Raw genomic sequence first — 16,344 nt, forward strand, 5'->3', positions numbered from 1 at the left:
AACCGTGCTTGTCCCGCGCCCGCATCTCGAAGGTATGAGGGCCCATCATTAACTGCAAGTGCATGTAAAGCACGGCTAGGATGACTCTCATGCAATTGGATTTGAACCTGCTCGCCGCGCTCGACGCGCTCCTGGAGGAAGGCAGCGTGGCCGGAGCCGCTGAGCGCCTGCACGTCACCGCCCCCGCGATGAGTCGAAGCCTCGGCCGGATCCGGCGCACGACGGGGGATCAGATCCTGGTGCGCACCGGGCGCACGATGACGCCGACGCCGTACGCGATCGCCGTCCGGGAACAGGTGCACGAGCTGTTGCACCAGGTCCAGGGTGTGCTGGCACCGAGCCGCGAACTCGACCTCACGACGCTGGAGCGCACCTTCACCCTGCGCTGGCACGATTCACTCGTCGCCCTCGGTGGTCCCGCGCTTCTCGCGGCCGTACGCGAGCAGGCGCCGGGGGTGCGCCTGCGCTTCATCGCGGAATCGAGCGTCGACACCCCCGAGTTGCGTCGCGGCGAGGTCGACCTGGAGGCGAACGCGAACCGCCCGACCGCACCTGACATTCGCGCCGATCGGGTGGCCGAGACCCAGCACGTCATCGTCGTGCGGCGAGGACACCCGCTCACCCGGGTCGAGGCTGTCACCGCCGCGCGGTACGCCGCGGCCGAGCACATCACCGTCTCGCGGCGCGGAAGGCTCGGCAACGCCCTCGACGACGCTCTCGCGCGGCTCGACCTCACCCGACGGGTAGTGGCGACCGCGCCCACCGAAGGGGCCGCGTTCGAGTTCGTGCGCGGCTCCGACCTCCTCGTCACGACCCCCGAATCGACGACGCGTTCGGCGGCCACGGCTCTCGGTCTGACCCTGCTCCCCCTGCCGTTCGAACTGCCACCGGCCGCGGTGTACCTGTCATGGCATCAGCGCTATGACACCGACCCCGCACACGTCTGGCTACGCGACCTGGCGCGGACCGCGCTGGCGGCCGGCGACGCGCCCTAGCCGGGACACCCTCACGAGCCGCGCTCACCGCTGACCGCTCGTGCCGAACTGCAACGGCCCGTCACGGCGAAGGGACCCGGACACTGCTTCCGGGCCCCTTGGCCGTTCACCGCTCCATGAGCCGTGCGGCCCGCACTTACAGCACCGGCAGACTCTTCCGCATCTCGAACGCGGTCACCTCGGACCGGTACTCATGCCATTCCGCCCGCTTGTTGCGCAGGAAGAAGTCGAAGACGTGCTCGCCGAGGGTCTCGGCGACCAGGTCGCTGCGCTCCATCAGTGACAGGGACTCGCCCAGGTTCTGCGGCAGCGGTTCGATGCCCATCGCGCGGCGCTCGGCGTCGGACAGGGCCCAGACGTCGTCCTCGGCGCCCGGCGGCAGTTCGTAGCTCTCCTCGATGCCCTTGAGGCCGGCGGCCAGTAGGACGGCGTAGGCGAGGTACGGGTTGGCGCCGGAGTCCAGGGAGCGGACCTCGACGCGGGCCGAGCCCGTCTTGCCGGGCTTGTACATCGGGACGCGGACCAGGGCCGAGCGGTTGTTGTGGCCCCAGCAGATGTACGACGGTGCCTCGCCGCCGGCGCCCGCGGTGCGCTCGGAGCCGCCCCAGATGCGCTTGTAGGAGTTCACCCACTGGTTGGTGACCGCGGAGATCTCCGCCGCGTGCCGCAGCAGACCGGCGATGAAGGAGCGGCCGACCTTGGAGAGCTGGTACTCCGAGCCGGACTCGTAGAACGCGTTGCGGTCGCCCTCGAAGAGGGACAGGTGTGTGTGCATGCCGGAGCCCGGGTGCTCGGAGAACGGCTTCGGCATGAAGGTCGCGTGGACGCCCTGCTCCAGCGCGACCTGCTTCATGACCAGGCGGAACGTCATGATGTTGTCGGCCGTGGACAGCGCGTCGGCGTAGCGCAGGTCGATCTCCTGCTGGCCGGGTGCGCCCTCGTGGTGGGAGAACTCCACCGAGATGCCCATCGACTCCAGCATGGTGATGGCCTGGCGGCGGAAGTCCATGCCGACGTTGGTCGGGGTGTGGTCGAAGTAGCCGGAGTTGTCGGCGGGCGTCGGCCGTGAGCCGTCCAGCGGGCGGTCCTTCAGCAGGAAGAACTCGATCTCCGGGTGGGTGTAGAAGGTGAAGCCCAGGTCGGAGGCGCGGGCGAGGGCGCGCTTGAGGACGTAGCGCGGGTCGGCGAAGGACGGGGAGCCGTCCGGCATGAGGATGTCGCAGAACATCCGGGCCGTGCCGGGGGCCTCGGCGCGCCACGGGAGGATCTGGAAGGTCGACGGGTCCGGCTTGGCGATCATGTCGGACTCGTAGACCCGGGCGAAGCCCTCGATCGCCGAGCCGTCGAAGCCGATGCCCTCGTCGAAGGCCTGCTCAAGCTCGGCAGGGGCCACGGCGACGGACTTGAGGAAGCCCAGCACGTCCGTGAACCACAGGCGTACGAACCGGATGTCGCGCTCCTCCAAGGTCCGGAGCACGAACTCCTGCTGCTTGTCCATCTTCCGCTTCCCCATCCTTGCTGGTCAGGCCGCCTGTCTCCGAGTCCCGAGGAGGCGGTCGGGCACCTGAGCATCACACCACACCAGCGTTTCGCGCGCGTTGCGGACCTTGATCGCCGTGGCGACCTCAGGTCGAACGCCTGCCCTACGGCAGGTGTCCCGGCCCGGCCTCGGTGTCGGTGCGCTGCTCCGTCGCCCATCTTGCCTGCTCGGAGTGACATCCGTAATGCCCGGCCGCTCAGGACCCACCCCGCTTTAATTTGCATCTCAGATGCAAGTTTAATGGAGGCGGGCGGCCGCCGTCGCACCGCCCGGCCGAACCTGAGGAGACCCCCGATGCTGTCCGAGCAGTCCGCCGCCACCGTGCGCGCCACCCTCCCCGTCGTCGGCGGGGCCATCGGCGAGATCACCGAGCGCTTCTACGCCCGGATGTTCGCCGCCCGCCCCGAGCTGCTGCGCGACCTGTTCAACCGCGCCAACCAGGCGGCCGGCACCCAGCGGCAGGCGCTCGCGGGGTCGATCGCCGCGTTCGCGACGTACCTGGTGGACCACCCCGACCAGCGGCCCGACGCGATGCTGGGCCGGATCGCGCACAAGCACGCCTCCCTCGGTGTCACCGCCGAGCAGTACGCCCTGGTGCACGAGCACCTGTTCGCCGGCCTCGCCGAGGTGCTCGGCGAGGCCGTCACAGCCGAGGTCGCGGCCGCCTGGGACGAGGTCTACTGGCTGATGGCGAACGCCCTGATCGCCATCGAGAAGCGGCTGTACGAGGAGCACGGCGAGGGCGGCCGGCGCGAGTGGGAGGTCGTCGGACGGGTCGAGGAGACCGCCGACGTCGCCACCTTCCGGCTGCGGCCCGCCGACGGCGGCCCGGTACCGGACTTCCGCGCCGGGCAGTACGTCTCGGTCCAGGTCGAGCTGGCGGACGGGGCCCGGCAGATACGGCAGTACAGCCTCTCCGCCGCGGCCGGCTCACCGGTACGCCAGTTCAGTGTGAAGCGGGTGCACGGCGGGGCCACGCCCGACGGCGAGGTCTCGAACCACCTCCACGCGCGCGTGCGCGTCGGTGACCGGCTGCTCCTTTCGGCACCGTACGGCGACCTCGTGCTCGACGAAGGGGACAGCACCGGCACCGACGCGCCGCTCCTGCTCGCCTCCGCCGGCATCGGCGTGACCCCGATGGTCGCCATCCTGGGGCAGCTCGCGGACCGCGGGCACCAGGGCCCGGTGCTCGTCGTGCACGGCGACCGCTCCCCCGCCGAGCACGCCCTGCGTGCCGACCACGAGACCTACGCCGGGAAGCTGCCGGACGCCTCGGTCCACTTCTGGTACGAGGCCGACGCCGACGACGGCCACCGCACCGGCCTGGTCGACCTCACGCCACTCGCCGTACCGAAGGGCACGCGCGCGTACCTGTGCGGTCCGCTGCCCTTCATGCGGGCGGTGCGGACGCAGCTGATCGGGAAGGGTGTGGCACCGGCCGACATCCACTACGAGGTGTTCGGCCCGGACCTCTGGTCGGCGCGGTAGCGCGGGGGCGGGAGGGCCGTCAGGGGTGCCGGCCGATCTGCAACAGCAGCGGGCCGGTCGGGTCCGCGGTCACGTCGGCCACCGTCAGCGGGTCCAGCGAGGCGAAGAAGGCCTCCTGGGCCCGGCGCAGCGCGCCGCGCAGCCGGCACCCGGTGTGCAGCGGGCACGGGTTGTCGCCCTCGCACTCGACGACGTCCCCGTCCCCCTCGAAGGCGCGCACGATCGCGCCGACCGAAGCGGTACGGCCCCGCTCGCTGAGCCAGAGCCCGCCGCCGCGCCCCCGGCGGGCGTCCACCAGGCCCATGTGCTGGAGCTCGGCGACGACCTTGGCGGCGTGTGTGTACGGCACCTCCATGTCCGCCGCGACCTCGCGGGTCGTCGGCGTGGCGTCCCCCAGCACGGCGAGCCGCATGAGGAGGCGCAGTGCCAGGTCGGTGGAGCGCAACAGCCGCATGCGAGCAGCGTAGATAATGCGCATCCACGGTTCAAAATATCGGTCGGCGGGCGCACGCCGACGGACGGGGTCGTCCCGATCCGGCCCTTTCCCGTGCCCTCTCTACGAGAAGTCACAGCTTCCCCATTACGATCAGCGGACCCGACCGTCCCTTTCCCCAGAAGGACAACACTCATGGGCTCCGCCAAGAACCAGAGCAACGCGGCACGCAAGGCTCGGATAGAGGAGATGCGGCGTGCCGAGCGTGCCCGTGAGCGGCGAAACCGCATCCTGACCATCGCGGCGAGCGTGGTGGTCGTGGCCGGTCTCGTGGTCGGCGGGGTCGTCCTCGTCCGGTCGCAGTCCGACGACGGCGACAAGGCCCAGGCCGACGCGAAGACCACCGGGAAGTTCGTCACCGGTGAGGACGGCGTGCGGACCTGGAAGGGCGAGCTCGGGCGCACCCATGTCGCCAAGAGCGTGTCGTACACCTCGGAGCCCCCGGTCGGCGGCGACCACAACCAGGTGTGGATGAACTGCAACGGCGACGTCTACGACAAGGAGCTCAAGAACGAGCACGCCGTGCACTCGCTGGAGCACGGCGCGGTCTGGGTGACGTACACCAGCAAGGCGTCGAAGGCCGACATCGAGGCGCTGACGGCGAAGGTCAAGCAGACGCCGTACACGCTGATGAGCCCGGACGAGAAGCAGAAGGACCCGATCATGCTCACCGCGTGGGGGCACCAGCGCACGGTGACGAGCGCGAAGGACCCGAACGTGGGCAAGTTCTTCGAGACGTACGTCCAGGGTGAGCAGACGCCCGAGCCGGGCGCGGCGTGCACGGGCGGTCTGTCGGAGTGAAGCAGCACGTCGGTTGGATCACGGGGGCGGCGGCGGCCGTTCTCGTAGCGGTCGGCGCGCTCACCTACGCCGTCGCCGAGGACGGTGGTACGAGCGATACGCCGACTGCCGACTCGGCGGACGCCGGGTTCGCGCGGGACATGGCGGTGCACCATCAGCAGGCCGTGGAGATGTCGTACATCGTGCGGGACCGCACCGATGACGAGGACGTGCGCAGGCTGGCGTACGACATCGCGCAGACGCAGGCCAACCAGCGCGGCATGATGCTGGGCTGGCTGGATCTGTGGAAGCTGCCCAAGGTGTCGTCGGACGCGCCGATGACGTGGATGGGCATGGGTGACATGCCCTCCGCCGGGGAGGGGTCGCTGATGCCGGGTATGGCGACCGACGCGGAGATGAAAAAGCTGGGGACGCTCAGCGGCAAGCAGGCGGAGGTCTTCTTCCTCCAGTTGATGACGGCCCATCACAAGGGCGGCATCCACATGGCGCAGGGCTGCCTCGACAAGTGCGGGGTCGAGGTCGAGAAGCGGCTCGCGCGGACCATGGTGAACGGGCAGCGGTCGGAGATCGACCTGATGGCCGACATGCTGCGGGAACGGGGCTCGAAAGCGCGGTCGTAGCCCCGAAATGGCCGTGTCATTAACGTAGTTGGGACCTTCTTGAGCCGCGCATTCCCCTGACGTGAACGGTTCGCCGCTTGAGTGGCCACCTCGGGTGATCCACTCGCAAACGAATCGCACAGGGGGTTCCATGAGATCTCGACGTGCCGCGCTGCGCGCCTCGATGAGCCTGGCGGCGACACTGCCTCTGCTCACCGGCGCGATGGCGCTCGGCATACCGGCCGCGCACGCCGCGGACGGCCGCGACACCCTCGCCGGCACCAAGCCCGCCTGGGCCACGTCCCGGGCGGACCGGGGCGCGGCCTCGGACCACGCTCAGGTGGCCGTCCGCGTCTATCTGCGGGGCAGGGACGCGACCGGGCTCGCCGCGTACGCCAAGGCGGTGTCCGACCCGCACTCGGCGTCGTACGGCAAGTACCTGACCGCGGCCGAGGCGCAGGCCCGCTTCGGCGCGACGCAGGCCCAAGTGGCCGCCGTGAGGACCTGGTTGACGTCCGCCGGCCTGAAGGTCACGGGTGTCACCCGGCACTATGTCTCCGTCGCCGGTGATGTGGCCGCCGCGGAGCGGGCGTTCGGTACCCAGCTGCACAACTACGCCAAGGGCGCGAAGACCTACCGCGCACCCACCGGTACCGCCTCGGTGCCGGACGAGGTGAAGGACGCGGTCCTGACCGTCACCGGTCTCGACAGCGCGCCCCATCTGGCGAGCCACCAGGACCGACTCCCGCCGCCGGAGACGGTGTTCCGCAACGCCGGGCCCTTCTCGTCGTACCACGGCTCGAACGTGGCCAGGACGCTGCCGGACGCGTACGGCACGAAGATCCCGTACGCCGTCAAGGGCTACACCGGCAGGCAGCTGCGCGCCGCGTACGGCGCCGGCAAGCGCACCGGCAAGGGCGTGCGCATCGCGATCACCGACGCGTACGCCTCCCCCACCATCGCCTTCGACGCGGGTACCTACGCCAGGCGCAACGGCGACGCGGCCTGGAAGAGCGGCCAGTTGCGCCAGGTCCTGCCGGCGAAGTACACGGGGACCGAGGAGTGCGGGGCGGCCGGCTGGTACGGCGAGGAGACGCTCGACGTCGAGTCCGTGCACGCGGTCGCGCCCGGCGCGCAGATCACGTACGTGGGTGCCGCGTCCTGCTCCGACGAGGACCTGCTCGACTCCCTCGGCAAGATCGTCGACAACCACCTGGCCGACCTCGTCTCCAACTCCTGGGGCGAGACCGAGGACGCCCAGACGCCGGACCTCGCGGCCGTGTTCGACCAGGTGTTCCAGTTCGGCGCGGTCGAGGGCATCGGCTTCTACTACTCCTCCGGCGACGACGGCGACGAGGTCGCGAGCAGCGGCACCAAGCAGGTGGACGTCCCGGCGAGTTCGGCATGGGTGACGGCGGTCGGCGGTACCTCGCTGGCGGTCGGCAAGGGCGACAGGTACCTGTGGGAGACCGGCTGGGGCACCGAGAAGGCGGTCCTGTCGGCGGACGGCGGGAGCTGGACCGACTTCCCCGGCGCCTTCACCTCGGGCGCGGGCGGCGGCACGAGCAGGACGGTCGCCGAGCCGTACTACCAGCAGGGCGTCGTGCCGGACGCGCTGGCCAGGGCGAACAGCGCCGACGGCAACCGGGTCGTCCCGGACGTCGCGGCCGTCGCCGACCCGAACACCGGGTTCCTGGTGGGCCAGACGCAGACCATGCCGGACGGCACGACGCAGGCGTACGACGAGTACCGGCTCGGCGGCACCTCGCTGGCGGCGCCGGTGATGGCGGCCGTCCAGGCCCTCGCCCAGGAGGCCCGCGGCGGCAAGCCGCTCGGTTTCGCCAACCCGGCGCTCTACGCGCGCTACGGCTCGAAGGCGTACCACGACGTCACGGACGACCCGACGGGCTCCGGCCTCGCGGTGGCCCGCGTCGACTACGTCAACGGCCATGACGCGACGGACGGTCTGACGACATCGGTACGCAGCCTCGGCAAGGACAGCTCCCTGAGCGCCGTGAAGGGCTACGACGACGTCACGGGCGTGGGCACACCCGCGAACGGCTACGTGGAGTCGTACCGCCCCTGACCCCCTGCGCACGCCCCGCCGACGGAAGCATCACCCACGCCGGCGGGGCGTCAGGGCGCCCACGGCCACCTTCACCCCAAGGCCCAGCCCCACCTCAGCGAGACGCCCCCTCCCGCACCGGCACATGCCCGGCCACCACACGCTCCCGCACCCCCGCCGGAGCCACCCGACGCCGGTCCACCGCGTACGCCGTGCCCGCCACGCCGAGCCGCGACCCGGCCAATTCCGCACCCGCCGATGCCCCGGAGCGGCACCCCCACGACCTCCGCTGGGCGTCGGCCCAGAAGCGGCGACCGCCCGCCCCGCCGGTCCACCACAGACGCCACCCCGCGAAGCCCAACCCCAGCAGGCCCGCGATACGCCCCACCTCAGCGAGACGCCCCCTCCCGCACCGGCACATGCCCGGCCACCACACGCTCCCGCACCCCCGCCGGAGCCACCCGACGCCGGTCCACCGCGTACGCCGTGCCCGCCACGCCGAGTCCCAGTACGGCCAGTGCCGCGCCGGTCGGTGCGGGGGACGTCACGCCGAGGCCCGCTGTGAGGGCCAGGCCGCCGAGCCAGGCGCCGCCCGCGTTCGCGAGGTTGAAGGCCGCCTGGTTGGCCGAGGAGGCCAGGGACGGGGCCGCCGAGGCCTTCTCCATGACCATCAGCTGGAGCGGGGAGCCGGTCACGAAGGCCGCCGTGCCGAGGAGCGTCACGGCGAGGGCCGCGCTCCACTGCGTGGACATCAGCAGCGGGAACAGCGCCAGCACGACGGCCAGCGACCCCAGCCCGCCGAACAGCGTCGCCCGCAGCGCGTGGTCCGCCAGCCGGCCGCCGAGCAGGTTGCCGACCGTCGCGCCCACGCCGAACAGCGCCAGCAGCAGCGTCACGCTGGCGTCGGCGTACCCGGCGGCGTCGGTCAGCATCGGCGTGATGTAGCTGTACGCGGCGAACAGCGCGCCGAAGCCGGCGACCGTGGTGCCGAGCGCCAGCCACACCGGCACCGAGCGCAGCGCGGCCAGCTCGCCGCGCAGCCCGGCCGCCGGGGCGGCGTGCGCCTCGGCGCGCGGTATCAGCAGCGCCAGCGACGCCATCGCCGCCAGCCCGATCGTGCTCACGCCGAGGAAGGTGGCCCGCCAGCCCAGGTGCTGCCCCATGAGGGTGGCCACCGGTACGCCCGCGACGTTGGCCATGGTCAGGCCCAGGAACATGAGCGACACGGAGCGTGCCTTGCGCTCCGGCGCGACCATGTTCGTCGCCACGACCGCGCCGACGCCGAAGAAGGCGCCGTGCGGCAGTCCGCTGAGGAAGCGGGCGGCCAGCAGCCAGTGGTGGTCCGGCGCGAAGGCGGACAGGGCGTTGCCCACGACGAACAGGGCCATGAGGCCGATCAGGACGGTGCGGCGCGGCAGCCGGGCCGTGACCGCCGCGAGCAGCGGGGCGCCGATGACGACGCCGAGTGCGTACGCCGAGACCAGGTGCCCGGCGGTGGGGATCGAGATGTGCAGGTCGTTCGCGACTTCGGGCAGCAGGCCCATCATCACGAACTCGGTGGTGCCGATACCGAAGGCGCCTACGGCGAGGGCGAGCAGGGCCAGGGGCATGAAGTGCCGTTGCCTTTCCGGGTGTCGAGAGCGTCAGTTCCGTGACTTCTTATGTTCAAGTACGGAACAAAGTCTCTCTGGCCCAGTATTCCGGCAGATGACATGCCGGTGGCACACACCCGTCCAGTCGGCGCTGACCTGGGGTTTTCAGGACGCGGCTGTGTCGACCTTCACACGCGCGGCCACCGGCAGATGGTCGCTGCCGGTCTGCGGCAGCGTCCACGAGCTCATCGGCTCGACGCCCTTGACCATGATCTGGTCGATCCGCGCCATGGGGAACGACGCCGGCCAGCTGAACCCCATCCCGCTGCCCGAGGCGCCCTGCGTGGAGCGCATCTGGGCGGTGACCGCCCTGAGCGCGCGGTCGTTCATGGTGCCGTTCAGATCGCCGAGCAGCACGACCTTGCCCAGCGGCTCGTGGGCGATGGCCTCGCCCAGCGCGTTGGCGCTCTTGTCGCGCTGCCGGGCGGTGAACCCGGCCTCCATCTTCACCCGCACCGACGGCAGATGGGCGACGTACACCGCGACCTGCCCGGACGGCGTCGTCACCGCGGCCCGCATGGCACGGGTCCAGCCCAGCTCGATGTTGACCGGCGTCACCCCGCTCAGCGGGTACTTGCTCCACAGCCCGACGGTGCCCTGCACCGAGTGGTACTTGTACGTCGCCGACAGCGCCTTCTCGTACGTCGGGACCGCCGCCGCCGTCAGCTCCTCCAGCGCGACGACGTCCGCGCCGGAGGCGGCGACGTCCTGGGCGGTGCCGGACGGGTCGGCGTTCTCGGCGTTGACGTTGTGCGTGGCCACCGTCAGGTCGCCGCCGGCGCCGGTCTTGTCGCTGAGCTGGCCGCCGAAGAGGTTCAGCCAGACGACCGACGGGAGCAGCAGGGCGATCAGCGCGGTCGCGGACTTCCGCACCACGGCCAGCAGGAGAAGTACCGGGATGAACAGCCCCAGCCAGGGCAGAAACGTCTCGGTCAGGCTGCCGAGGTTGCCGATGGCGTTCGGGATCCGCGCGTGCAGCCCCATCACCATCGCGAGGACCGCCGCGAGAGCGGCCAGGACGATGCCGCGCCGCCAGACGCGTGGGTCACCGCGCCAGCCCGTGAGCAGCCGACTCCGCAGGCGCCGAAGCCCGGATTCCCGGTGCTCGGGTCCCGAGCCTGAGCTGTCCGTCTCCGTCACGTACGCCTGCTGCGCCATACCGTCGCCTCACTACCTACCGTGCACACCGTCGTCCCCCCGCGCCCAAAGAAACCCTAGGGGATGATCGGCTCCGTTCCCGCCGTACTGATGACGGCCGTACGGGGGCGAGGACGTACAAGTCGGCTTCGCGAGTTCCGGTCACCTCGGGGGAAAGCGCGCTCTGTGACGAAACGCGCACATGCATGCTACGGAGTGCGCGAACTGACGGGCCGTAGACCTTCGAGCACCGTGTCGACCATCTGCTCCGCCAGCCCTTCCGGCAGCTCGGCGTCCGGGCGCATGACCGCCCGCACCAGCATCGGGCCGAAGATCATGTCGTTCATCACGTCCACGTCGATGTCGGTGCGCAGCTCGCCGTTCTCCTGCGCGCGGCGCAGGATCGCGTGCTGTTTCCTGCGCCGCGGCTCGACGACGGTCGCGTGATAGGCGTGCCAGATCTTCGGCGTGCTCTTCATCTGGGCGATGACGTTGTGCAGCAGCACGGACGAACGCGTCATCAGGCCGCGCCTGCGCAACTGCTCCATGAGCGCCACGAGGTCGTCGCGCACCGAGGTGCCGGGCAGCTCGGGGTCCGGGGGCTCGGCGGAGCGCACGACGTCGACGAAGAGCTCCTCCTTGCCGTTCCAGCGGCGGTAGATGGTGGCCTTGCCGACGCCGGCGGTGCGGGCGATGCGCTCGATGGACAGCTCCGCGAGCGGCACGCCCTCCTCCAGCAGCCTGATGACGCCCTCGATGATGGACCGCTCCACGGCCTCGCTGCGGGGACGGCCCCGTACGGGCCCGTCCTGCCGGGGCCGGCTGTCGGCGAGGCTCACTTGGTCGGTCCTTTCCATGGGGTGTGCTGATTGTCCCCCGGGTGCGCCCCCGGCGCGCGCGACGGGGGCGTTCCGCTACTCCGAAGCCACCAACTCCCTCTCTTCCTCGCCCTTCTGAGGCTCCGTCGGCCGCCCCGGCAGGAACAGCGCCACGACCACCGCGCCGAGCACCGCGACGCCCGCTCCCCACAGGGCCGTGATGTGCATGGCGTGCAGGAACGCGTCGTGGGCCGCGCCGACCAGGGCGTCGCCGCGCGGGCCGATCCGGTCGGCGACACCCAGCGTGGCCTCGATGGACTCGCCGGCGGTGTGCCGCAGACCCTCGGGCAGCACCGCGAGCCGGTCCTCGATGCCGCCGCGGTACGCCGTCGACAGGACCGAGCCCAGTACGGCGATGCCGAGGGCGCCGCCGACCTGGCGGAAGGTGTTGCTCAGGGCGGAGGCGGAACCGGCCTTCTCGCGGGGCAGGGCCTGCATGATGACGACGCTGACCGGGGTCATGATGTGCGCCATGGCGGCGCCCATGAGGAAGAAGACGACCTCCAGGATCCAGATCGGCGTGTCCGCCTCGAAGGTGGCGAACGCCGCCAGCGTGAGCGCGATGAGCAGCATGGCGCCGGTGGTCGTGGCCCGGTTGCCGAACCGGTCGACGACGAGCCGGGCACGCGGCGCGAAGATCATCTGGGCGGCGGCGAGCGGCAGCATCAGCAGACCGGTCTCCAGCGGCGAGTACCCGCGCACGCTCTGCGTGTAGAAGACCGAGAAGAAGGTCACGCCCATCAGCGCGAAGAAGACCAGCGCGATGACGCCGATCGCGGCCGAGAAGACCTTGTTGCGGAAATAGGTGACGTCTATGGACGGATGGTCGCTGCGCTTCTCGAAGACGACGAAGGCGGCGAGCACGGCGAGGCCGGCGGCGATCGTCGCGAGGACCTTCGGGTCCGTGAAGTTGGCGAGCTGGCCGCCCTTGATGATGCCGTAGACCAGCAGGACGAGACCGACGACGGACAGCACGACGCCGACGGGGTCGATACGCCCGGGCTTCGGGTCGCGCGAGTCGGGGACCAGCCACAGCATCAGCGCGAGCGCGAGCAGCACGATCGGCACGTTGATGAGGAAGACCGACCCCCACCAGAAGTGGTCGAGCAGCACGCCGCCCGTGATCGGGCCGATGGCGATGGCCAGGCCGACGCCGCCCGCCCAGATGCCGATGGCCTTGGGCTGCTCGTCACGCTCGAAGACGTTCATCAGGACGGCGAGCGTGGCCGGCATGACGAAGGCCGCGCCGAGGCCCATCACCGCGCGGAAGCCGATCAGCTCGCCCGGCGAGCCGGAGAACGCGGCGAGGGCGGAGCCGATGCCGAACACGGCGAGTCCGCCGAGCAGGACCTTCTTGCGGCCCAGCCGGTCGCCGAGGATGCCGGCGCTGAACAGCAGGCCGGCGAAGACGAGGGTGTAGGCGTTGATCGCCCACTCCAGCTCGCTCTGGGTGGCTCCGAGGCCGGTCGGGGCCGGGGTCGAGATGGTCTTGATGGCCACGTTCAGGATCGAGTTGTCCAGGACGACGATCAGCAGGCTGAGCATCAGCACGCCGAGGATCGCCCAGCGGCGCCGGTGCACGGCCTCCGGTATCCGGGAGCCGGTGTCAGGGACGGGTGAAGTCATGTCGTCGAGCCTAGGAGATTTTCGATACGGAACCGTCTCGTATCTTATTTTCTTACCGAGAACTTACGGACGCCCGCGGGGTGGATCTCACACGAGGGGGCCTGGCACCGCTCGGCACGTAGTGCCACCATGGAGGGGATCCGGGGACGCCGTAAGGGCGCCTCGAGATGACATGAAGGAGCCGTTGCAATGACGCAGCTTTCGGCTGCCCAGACGCCTCAGGCGAAGCCCTCCGACGGCAGCAAGACGCTGTACGGGGGCAAGGGCACTCGGCGCATCACTGTTCGGGACATCGCCCTCGCCAAGGAGCGCGGCGAGAAGTGGCCCATGCTCACCGCCTACGACGCGATGACCGCGTCCGTGTTCGACGAGGCCGGCATCCCGGTCATGCTCGTCGGCGACTCGGCGGGCAACTGTCACCTCGGCTACGAGAGCACCGTGCCGGTGACGCTCGACGAGATGACCATGCTCTCGGCGGCCGTCGTACGCGGCACCTCCCGCGCCCTGATCGTCGGCGACCTGCCCTTCGGCTCCTACCAGGAGGGCCCGGTGCAGGCGCTGCGCTCGGCGACCCGGCTGGTGAAGGAGGCCGGCGTCGGCGCGGTCAAGCTGGAGGGCGGCGAGCGCTCGCACCGCCAGATCGAGCTGCTGGTGGAGTCCGGCATCCCGGTCATGGCCCACATCGGCCTGACCCCGCAGTCCGTCAACGCCATGGGCTACCGCGTCCAGGGCCGCGGCGAGGAGGCGGCCCAGCAGCTGCTGCGGGACGCCAAGGCGGTCCAGGACGCGGGCGCGTTCGCGGTCGTCCTGGAGCTGGTTCCGGCGGAGCTGGCGGCCGAGGTGACCCGGGTGCTGCACATCCCGACGGTCGGTATCGGCGCCGGCGCGCAGACCGACGCGCAGGTCCTGGTCTGGACGGACATGCTGGGCCTGACCGGCGGCCGGGTCCCGAAGTTCGTCAAGCAGTACGCCGACCTCCGCCAGGTCATGGGCGACGCGGCGAAGGCGTTCGCGGACGACGTCGTCGGCGGAACGTTCCCGCTGGAGGAGCACTCGGTGCACTGAGCCGAGGCCTCCCGCATCTGGACCATTGCGGCACAAAGGCAGCCCGCCGATCTTCCCCCGTCGGCGGGCTGCCCTCTTTGTTCAGGTGAACGTCGGCCGCTGTCGGTGGCTTGTCGGCGGTTTGTCGGTGGGCCCTGACAACGTCGTCCCCATGACGCGAATCGACAACAAGCCGGGCGGCGTGAGCAGCGCCGTCTCTGTGCGGGGGTTGGTCAAGCACTACGGCGAGACCAAGGCTCTGGACGGTGTGGACCTGGATGTACGTGAGGGCACCGTCATGGGGGTGCTGGGACCGAACGGGGCGGGCAAGACCACCCTGGTGCGGATCCTGTCGACACTGCTGAAGCCGGACGCCGGACAGGCGACCGTCGCCGGGTACGACGTGATACGGCAGCCCCGGCAGCTGCGCCGGGTGATCGGCCTGACCGGGCAGTACGCCTCCGTGGACGAGAAGCTCCCGGGCTGGGAGAACCTGTACATGATCGGGCGGCTGCTCGATCTGCCCCGCAAGGAGGCACGCGCGCGTGCCGACGCACTGCTGGAGCGCTTCTCGCTGACCGACGCCGCCAAGCGGCCCGCCAGCACCTACTCCGGCGGTATGCGGCGGCGGCTCGACCTGGCCGCCTCCATGATCGGCCGGCCGGCCGTGCTGTTCCTCGACGAGCCGACCACGGGCCTCGACCCGCGCACCCGCAACGAGGTGTGGGACGAGGTCAAGACGATGGTCGGGGACGGCGTGACCGTGCTGCTGACCACGCAGTACATGGAGGAGGCCGAGCAGCTCGCCACCGAGCTGACCGTCGTCGACAAGGGCCAGGTCGTCGCGGCCGGCGGCATCGAGGAGCTCAAGGCCAAGGTCGGCGGGCGGACCCTGCGGATCCGGCCGGTCGACGCCCTTCAGCTGCGGCCGCTCGCCGGCTACCTCGACGACCTCGGCATCACCGGGCTCGCGAACACCACCGTGGACACCACCACCGGCACCCTCCTCGTCCCGATCCTCAGCGACGAGCAGCTGACCGCGGTCGTCGGCGCCGTCACCGCGCGCGATGTGACGCTCGCCTCCATCACCACCGAACTGCCCAGCCTGGACGAGGTGTTCCTGTCCCTCACCGGCCACCGTGCCAGTGCCCCGCAGGACACCGTGCCCGCCGACGACCGCGAGGAGGTCGCCGTATGAGCGCCACCACCATGACCGCGCCCCAGCCCGCCGCGACCGACGACGCCCGTATCTCGCTGCGCGCGCATCTGCGGCACACCGGCGCCCTGGTGCGCCGCAACCTGCTGTGGATCCGGCAGGACCCGGAGTCGATGGCCGACGCGCTGCTGATGCCGGTCATCTTCACCCTGCTGTTCGTGTTCGTCTTCGGCGGCTCGATCGGGCAGGCGCTGGGCGGCGGTCAGGACCAGTACGTGCAGTACGTGATCCCCGGCATGATCGCGATGATGAGCATGACGCTGTCCCAGGGCGTCGGCACCGGCTTCAGCCAGGACTTCAACTCCGGTGTGATGGACCGCTTCCGGTCGCTTCCGATCGGGCGCGGCTCGGTGCTGTTCGCGAAGATCTCGGTGGAGCTGCTGCGGATGCTCTTCGCGACCGCCGTACTGATGATCGTCGCCGTCCTGGTCGGGTTCGACATCACCAACTGGGCGGGGCTTCTCGCCACCGTGGCCCTGTCCACGGCGTTCGCCTCGTCGATCATGTGGGTGTTCCTCACCCTGGGCGTGATCATGAAGAGCGCGCAGTCCGTGCAGGCGATGGGCTTCCTGGTGCTGTTCCCGCTCCAGTTCGGCTCGTCGATCTTCGCACCGACCACATCGATGCCGGGCTGGCTCCAGGCCTTCACCGACTACAACCCGCTGTCCACGCTGGCGGACGCCTCGCGCGGTCTGATGGTGGGCGGGCCGGTCGCGCACGACCTGTGGGTGACGCTCGGCTGGTCGGTGGCCATCACGGCGGTGATGGCGCCGGTCGCGATCCACAAGTTCCGCACGAAGAGCTGACGTC

At 70.6% G+C, this 16,344-nt stretch carries 15 protein-coding genes; 8 read left to right on the top strand and 7 right to left on the bottom strand.

The genetic code is table 11. The features are described from left to right. The first annotated feature begins 89 nt into the window (after positions 1 to 89). Positions 90 to 995 carry a LysR family transcriptional regulator gene (locus ACIQWG_RS08740; protein ID WP_404092131.1) on the top strand — a complete coding sequence of 302 codons (906 nt, stop codon included), beginning with the start codon at positions 90 to 92 and terminating at the stop codon, positions 993 to 995. Positions 996 to 1,131: 136 nt separating this feature from the next. On the opposite strand, the gene glnA is transcribed toward ACIQWG_RS08740, so the two are convergent. After that, a complete protein-coding gene (gene glnA, locus ACIQWG_RS08745) occupies positions 1,132 to 2,493 on the bottom strand; it encodes a type I glutamate--ammonia ligase (RefSeq protein WP_404092133.1) in 1,362 nt (453 codons plus the stop codon). 336 nt (positions 2,494 to 2,829) lie between these two features. Here glnA and ACIQWG_RS08750 point away from each other — a divergent pair, with 336 nt between their 5' ends. Beyond that, positions 2,830 to 4,023: a globin domain-containing protein gene (locus tag ACIQWG_RS08750; protein WP_404092136.1), complete on the top strand. Its 1,194-nt coding sequence runs from the start codon at positions 2,830 to 2,832 to the stop codon at positions 4,021 to 4,023. A 19-nt stretch (positions 4,024 to 4,042) separates the two neighbouring features. Here ACIQWG_RS08750 and ACIQWG_RS08755 read toward each other — a convergent pair whose 3' ends face one another. Further along, positions 4,043 to 4,477, bottom strand: a complete 435-nt coding sequence (locus tag ACIQWG_RS08755; protein ID WP_404092139.1) for an RrF2 family transcriptional regulator — start codon at positions 4,475 to 4,477, stop codon at positions 4,043 to 4,045. A 174-nt stretch (positions 4,478 to 4,651) separates the two neighbouring features. Between ACIQWG_RS08755 and ACIQWG_RS08760 the strand changes: the two genes are divergently transcribed. The 3 genes from ACIQWG_RS08760 (at position 4,652) to ACIQWG_RS08770 (ending at position 8,002) form a co-directional block, all read left to right on the top strand. Continuing rightward, the gene (locus tag ACIQWG_RS08760; RefSeq protein WP_404092141.1) at positions 4,652 to 5,317 is read left to right on the top strand and encodes a DUF3105 domain-containing protein; all 666 of its coding nucleotides are present in this window, start codon (positions 4,652 to 4,654) and stop codon (positions 5,315 to 5,317) included. Next, positions 5,314 to 5,937: a DUF305 domain-containing protein gene (locus ACIQWG_RS08765; protein ID WP_404092144.1), complete on the top strand. Its 624-nt coding sequence runs from the start codon at positions 5,314 to 5,316 to the stop codon at positions 5,935 to 5,937. The genes ACIQWG_RS08760 and ACIQWG_RS08765 overlap by 4 nt, the downstream gene beginning before the upstream one ends. 130 nt (positions 5,938 to 6,067) lie before the next feature. After that, a complete protein-coding gene (locus ACIQWG_RS08770) occupies positions 6,068 to 8,002 on the top strand; it encodes a protease pro-enzyme activation domain-containing protein (protein WP_404092146.1) in 1,935 nt (644 codons plus the stop codon). Positions 8,003 to 8,096: 94 nt separating this feature from the next. Here ACIQWG_RS08770 and ACIQWG_RS08775 read toward each other — a convergent pair whose 3' ends face one another. From ACIQWG_RS08775 to ACIQWG_RS08795, 5 genes are all read right to left on the bottom strand, one after another. After that, positions 8,097 to 8,369 (bottom strand): hypothetical protein, encoded by a 273-nt coding sequence (locus tag ACIQWG_RS08775; protein ID WP_404092147.1) that lies wholly within the window; start codon positions 8,367 to 8,369, stop codon positions 8,097 to 8,099. A gap of 1 nt (position 8,370) precedes the next feature. Further along, positions 8,371 to 9,591 carry an MFS transporter gene (locus tag ACIQWG_RS08780; RefSeq protein ID WP_404092150.1) on the bottom strand — a complete coding sequence of 407 codons (1,221 nt, stop codon included), beginning with the start codon at positions 9,589 to 9,591 and terminating at the stop codon, positions 8,371 to 8,373. Between the two features lie 147 nt (positions 9,592 to 9,738). Next, positions 9,739 to 10,791: an endonuclease/exonuclease/phosphatase family protein gene (locus tag ACIQWG_RS08785; RefSeq protein ID WP_404092152.1), complete on the bottom strand. Its 1,053-nt coding sequence runs from the start codon at positions 10,789 to 10,791 to the stop codon at positions 9,739 to 9,741. 188 nt (positions 10,792 to 10,979) lie between these two features. Further along, positions 10,980 to 11,609 (bottom strand): TetR/AcrR family transcriptional regulator, encoded by a 630-nt coding sequence (locus ACIQWG_RS08790; RefSeq protein WP_404092155.1) that lies wholly within the window; start codon positions 11,607 to 11,609, stop codon positions 10,980 to 10,982. 75 nt (positions 11,610 to 11,684) lie between these two features. Continuing rightward, entirely contained in the window at positions 11,685 to 13,274 is a 1,590-nt protein-coding gene (locus ACIQWG_RS08795; protein ID WP_404092157.1) for an MFS transporter, read from the bottom strand. 189 nt (positions 13,275 to 13,463) lie between these two features. Between ACIQWG_RS08795 and panB the strand changes: the two genes are divergently transcribed. The 3 genes from panB (at position 13,464) to ACIQWG_RS08810 (ending at position 16,340) form a co-directional block, all read left to right on the top strand. Then, a complete protein-coding gene (panB, locus tag ACIQWG_RS08800; protein WP_404092160.1) occupies positions 13,464 to 14,339 on the top strand; it encodes a 3-methyl-2-oxobutanoate hydroxymethyltransferase in 876 nt (291 codons plus the stop codon). A 151-nt stretch (positions 14,340 to 14,490) separates the two neighbouring features. Continuing rightward, on the top strand, positions 14,491 to 15,516 hold the full coding sequence (locus ACIQWG_RS08805) for an ATP-binding cassette domain-containing protein (RefSeq protein WP_404092162.1): 1,026 nt from the start codon (positions 14,491 to 14,493) through the stop codon (positions 15,514 to 15,516). Further along, positions 15,513 to 16,340 (top strand): ABC transporter permease, encoded by an 828-nt coding sequence (locus ACIQWG_RS08810; RefSeq protein WP_404092165.1) that lies wholly within the window; start codon positions 15,513 to 15,515, stop codon positions 16,338 to 16,340. Before ACIQWG_RS08805 ends, ACIQWG_RS08810 begins: the two co-directional genes overlap by 4 nt. Positions 16,341 to 16,344 lie beyond the last annotated feature (4 nt).

Origin of the sequence: Streptomyces sp. NPDC098781 (assembly GCF_044759995.1) — a bacterium.
In the GTDB taxonomy this organism is placed as follows: domain Bacteria; phylum Actinomycetota; class Actinomycetes; order Streptomycetales; family Streptomycetaceae; genus Streptomyces.

What these genes read in the sequence shown, in the direction of transcription:
- ACIQWG_RS08755 (WP_404092139.1), bottom strand. Translation starts at nt 4,477, where the DNA reads ATGCGGCTGTTGCGCTCCACCGACCTGGCACTGCGCCTCCTCATGCGG.
- glnA (WP_404092133.1), bottom strand. Translation starts at nt 2,493, where the DNA reads ATGGACAAGCAGCAGGAGTTCGTGCTCCGGACCTTGGAGGAGCGCGAC.
- panB (WP_404092160.1), top strand. Translation starts at nt 13,464, where the DNA reads ATGACGCAGCTTTCGGCTGCCCAGACGCCTCAGGCGAAGCCCTCCGAC.
- ACIQWG_RS08770 (WP_404092146.1), top strand. Translation starts at nt 6,068, where the DNA reads ATGAGATCTCGACGTGCCGCGCTGCGCGCCTCGATGAGCCTGGCGGCG.
- ACIQWG_RS08760 (WP_404092141.1), top strand. Translation starts at nt 4,652, where the DNA reads ATGGGCTCCGCCAAGAACCAGAGCAACGCGGCACGCAAGGCTCGGATA.
- ACIQWG_RS08780 (WP_404092150.1), bottom strand. Translation starts at nt 9,591, where the DNA reads ATGCCCCTGGCCCTGCTCGCCCTCGCCGTAGGCGCCTTCGGTATCGGC.
- ACIQWG_RS08795 (WP_404092157.1), bottom strand. Translation starts at nt 13,274, where the DNA reads ATGACTTCACCCGTCCCTGACACCGGCTCCCGGATACCGGAGGCCGTG.
- ACIQWG_RS08810 (WP_404092165.1), top strand. Translation starts at nt 15,513, where the DNA reads ATGAGCGCCACCACCATGACCGCGCCCCAGCCCGCCGCGACCGACGAC.
- ACIQWG_RS08805 (WP_404092162.1), top strand. Translation starts at nt 14,491, where the DNA reads ATGACGCGAATCGACAACAAGCCGGGCGGCGTGAGCAGCGCCGTCTCT.
- ACIQWG_RS08750 (WP_404092136.1), top strand. Translation starts at nt 2,830, where the DNA reads ATGCTGTCCGAGCAGTCCGCCGCCACCGTGCGCGCCACCCTCCCCGTC.
- ACIQWG_RS08785 (WP_404092152.1), bottom strand. Translation starts at nt 10,791, where the DNA reads ATGGCGCAGCAGGCGTACGTGACGGAGACGGACAGCTCAGGCTCGGGA.
- ACIQWG_RS08740 (WP_404092131.1), top strand. Translation starts at nt 90, where the DNA reads ATGCAATTGGATTTGAACCTGCTCGCCGCGCTCGACGCGCTCCTGGAG.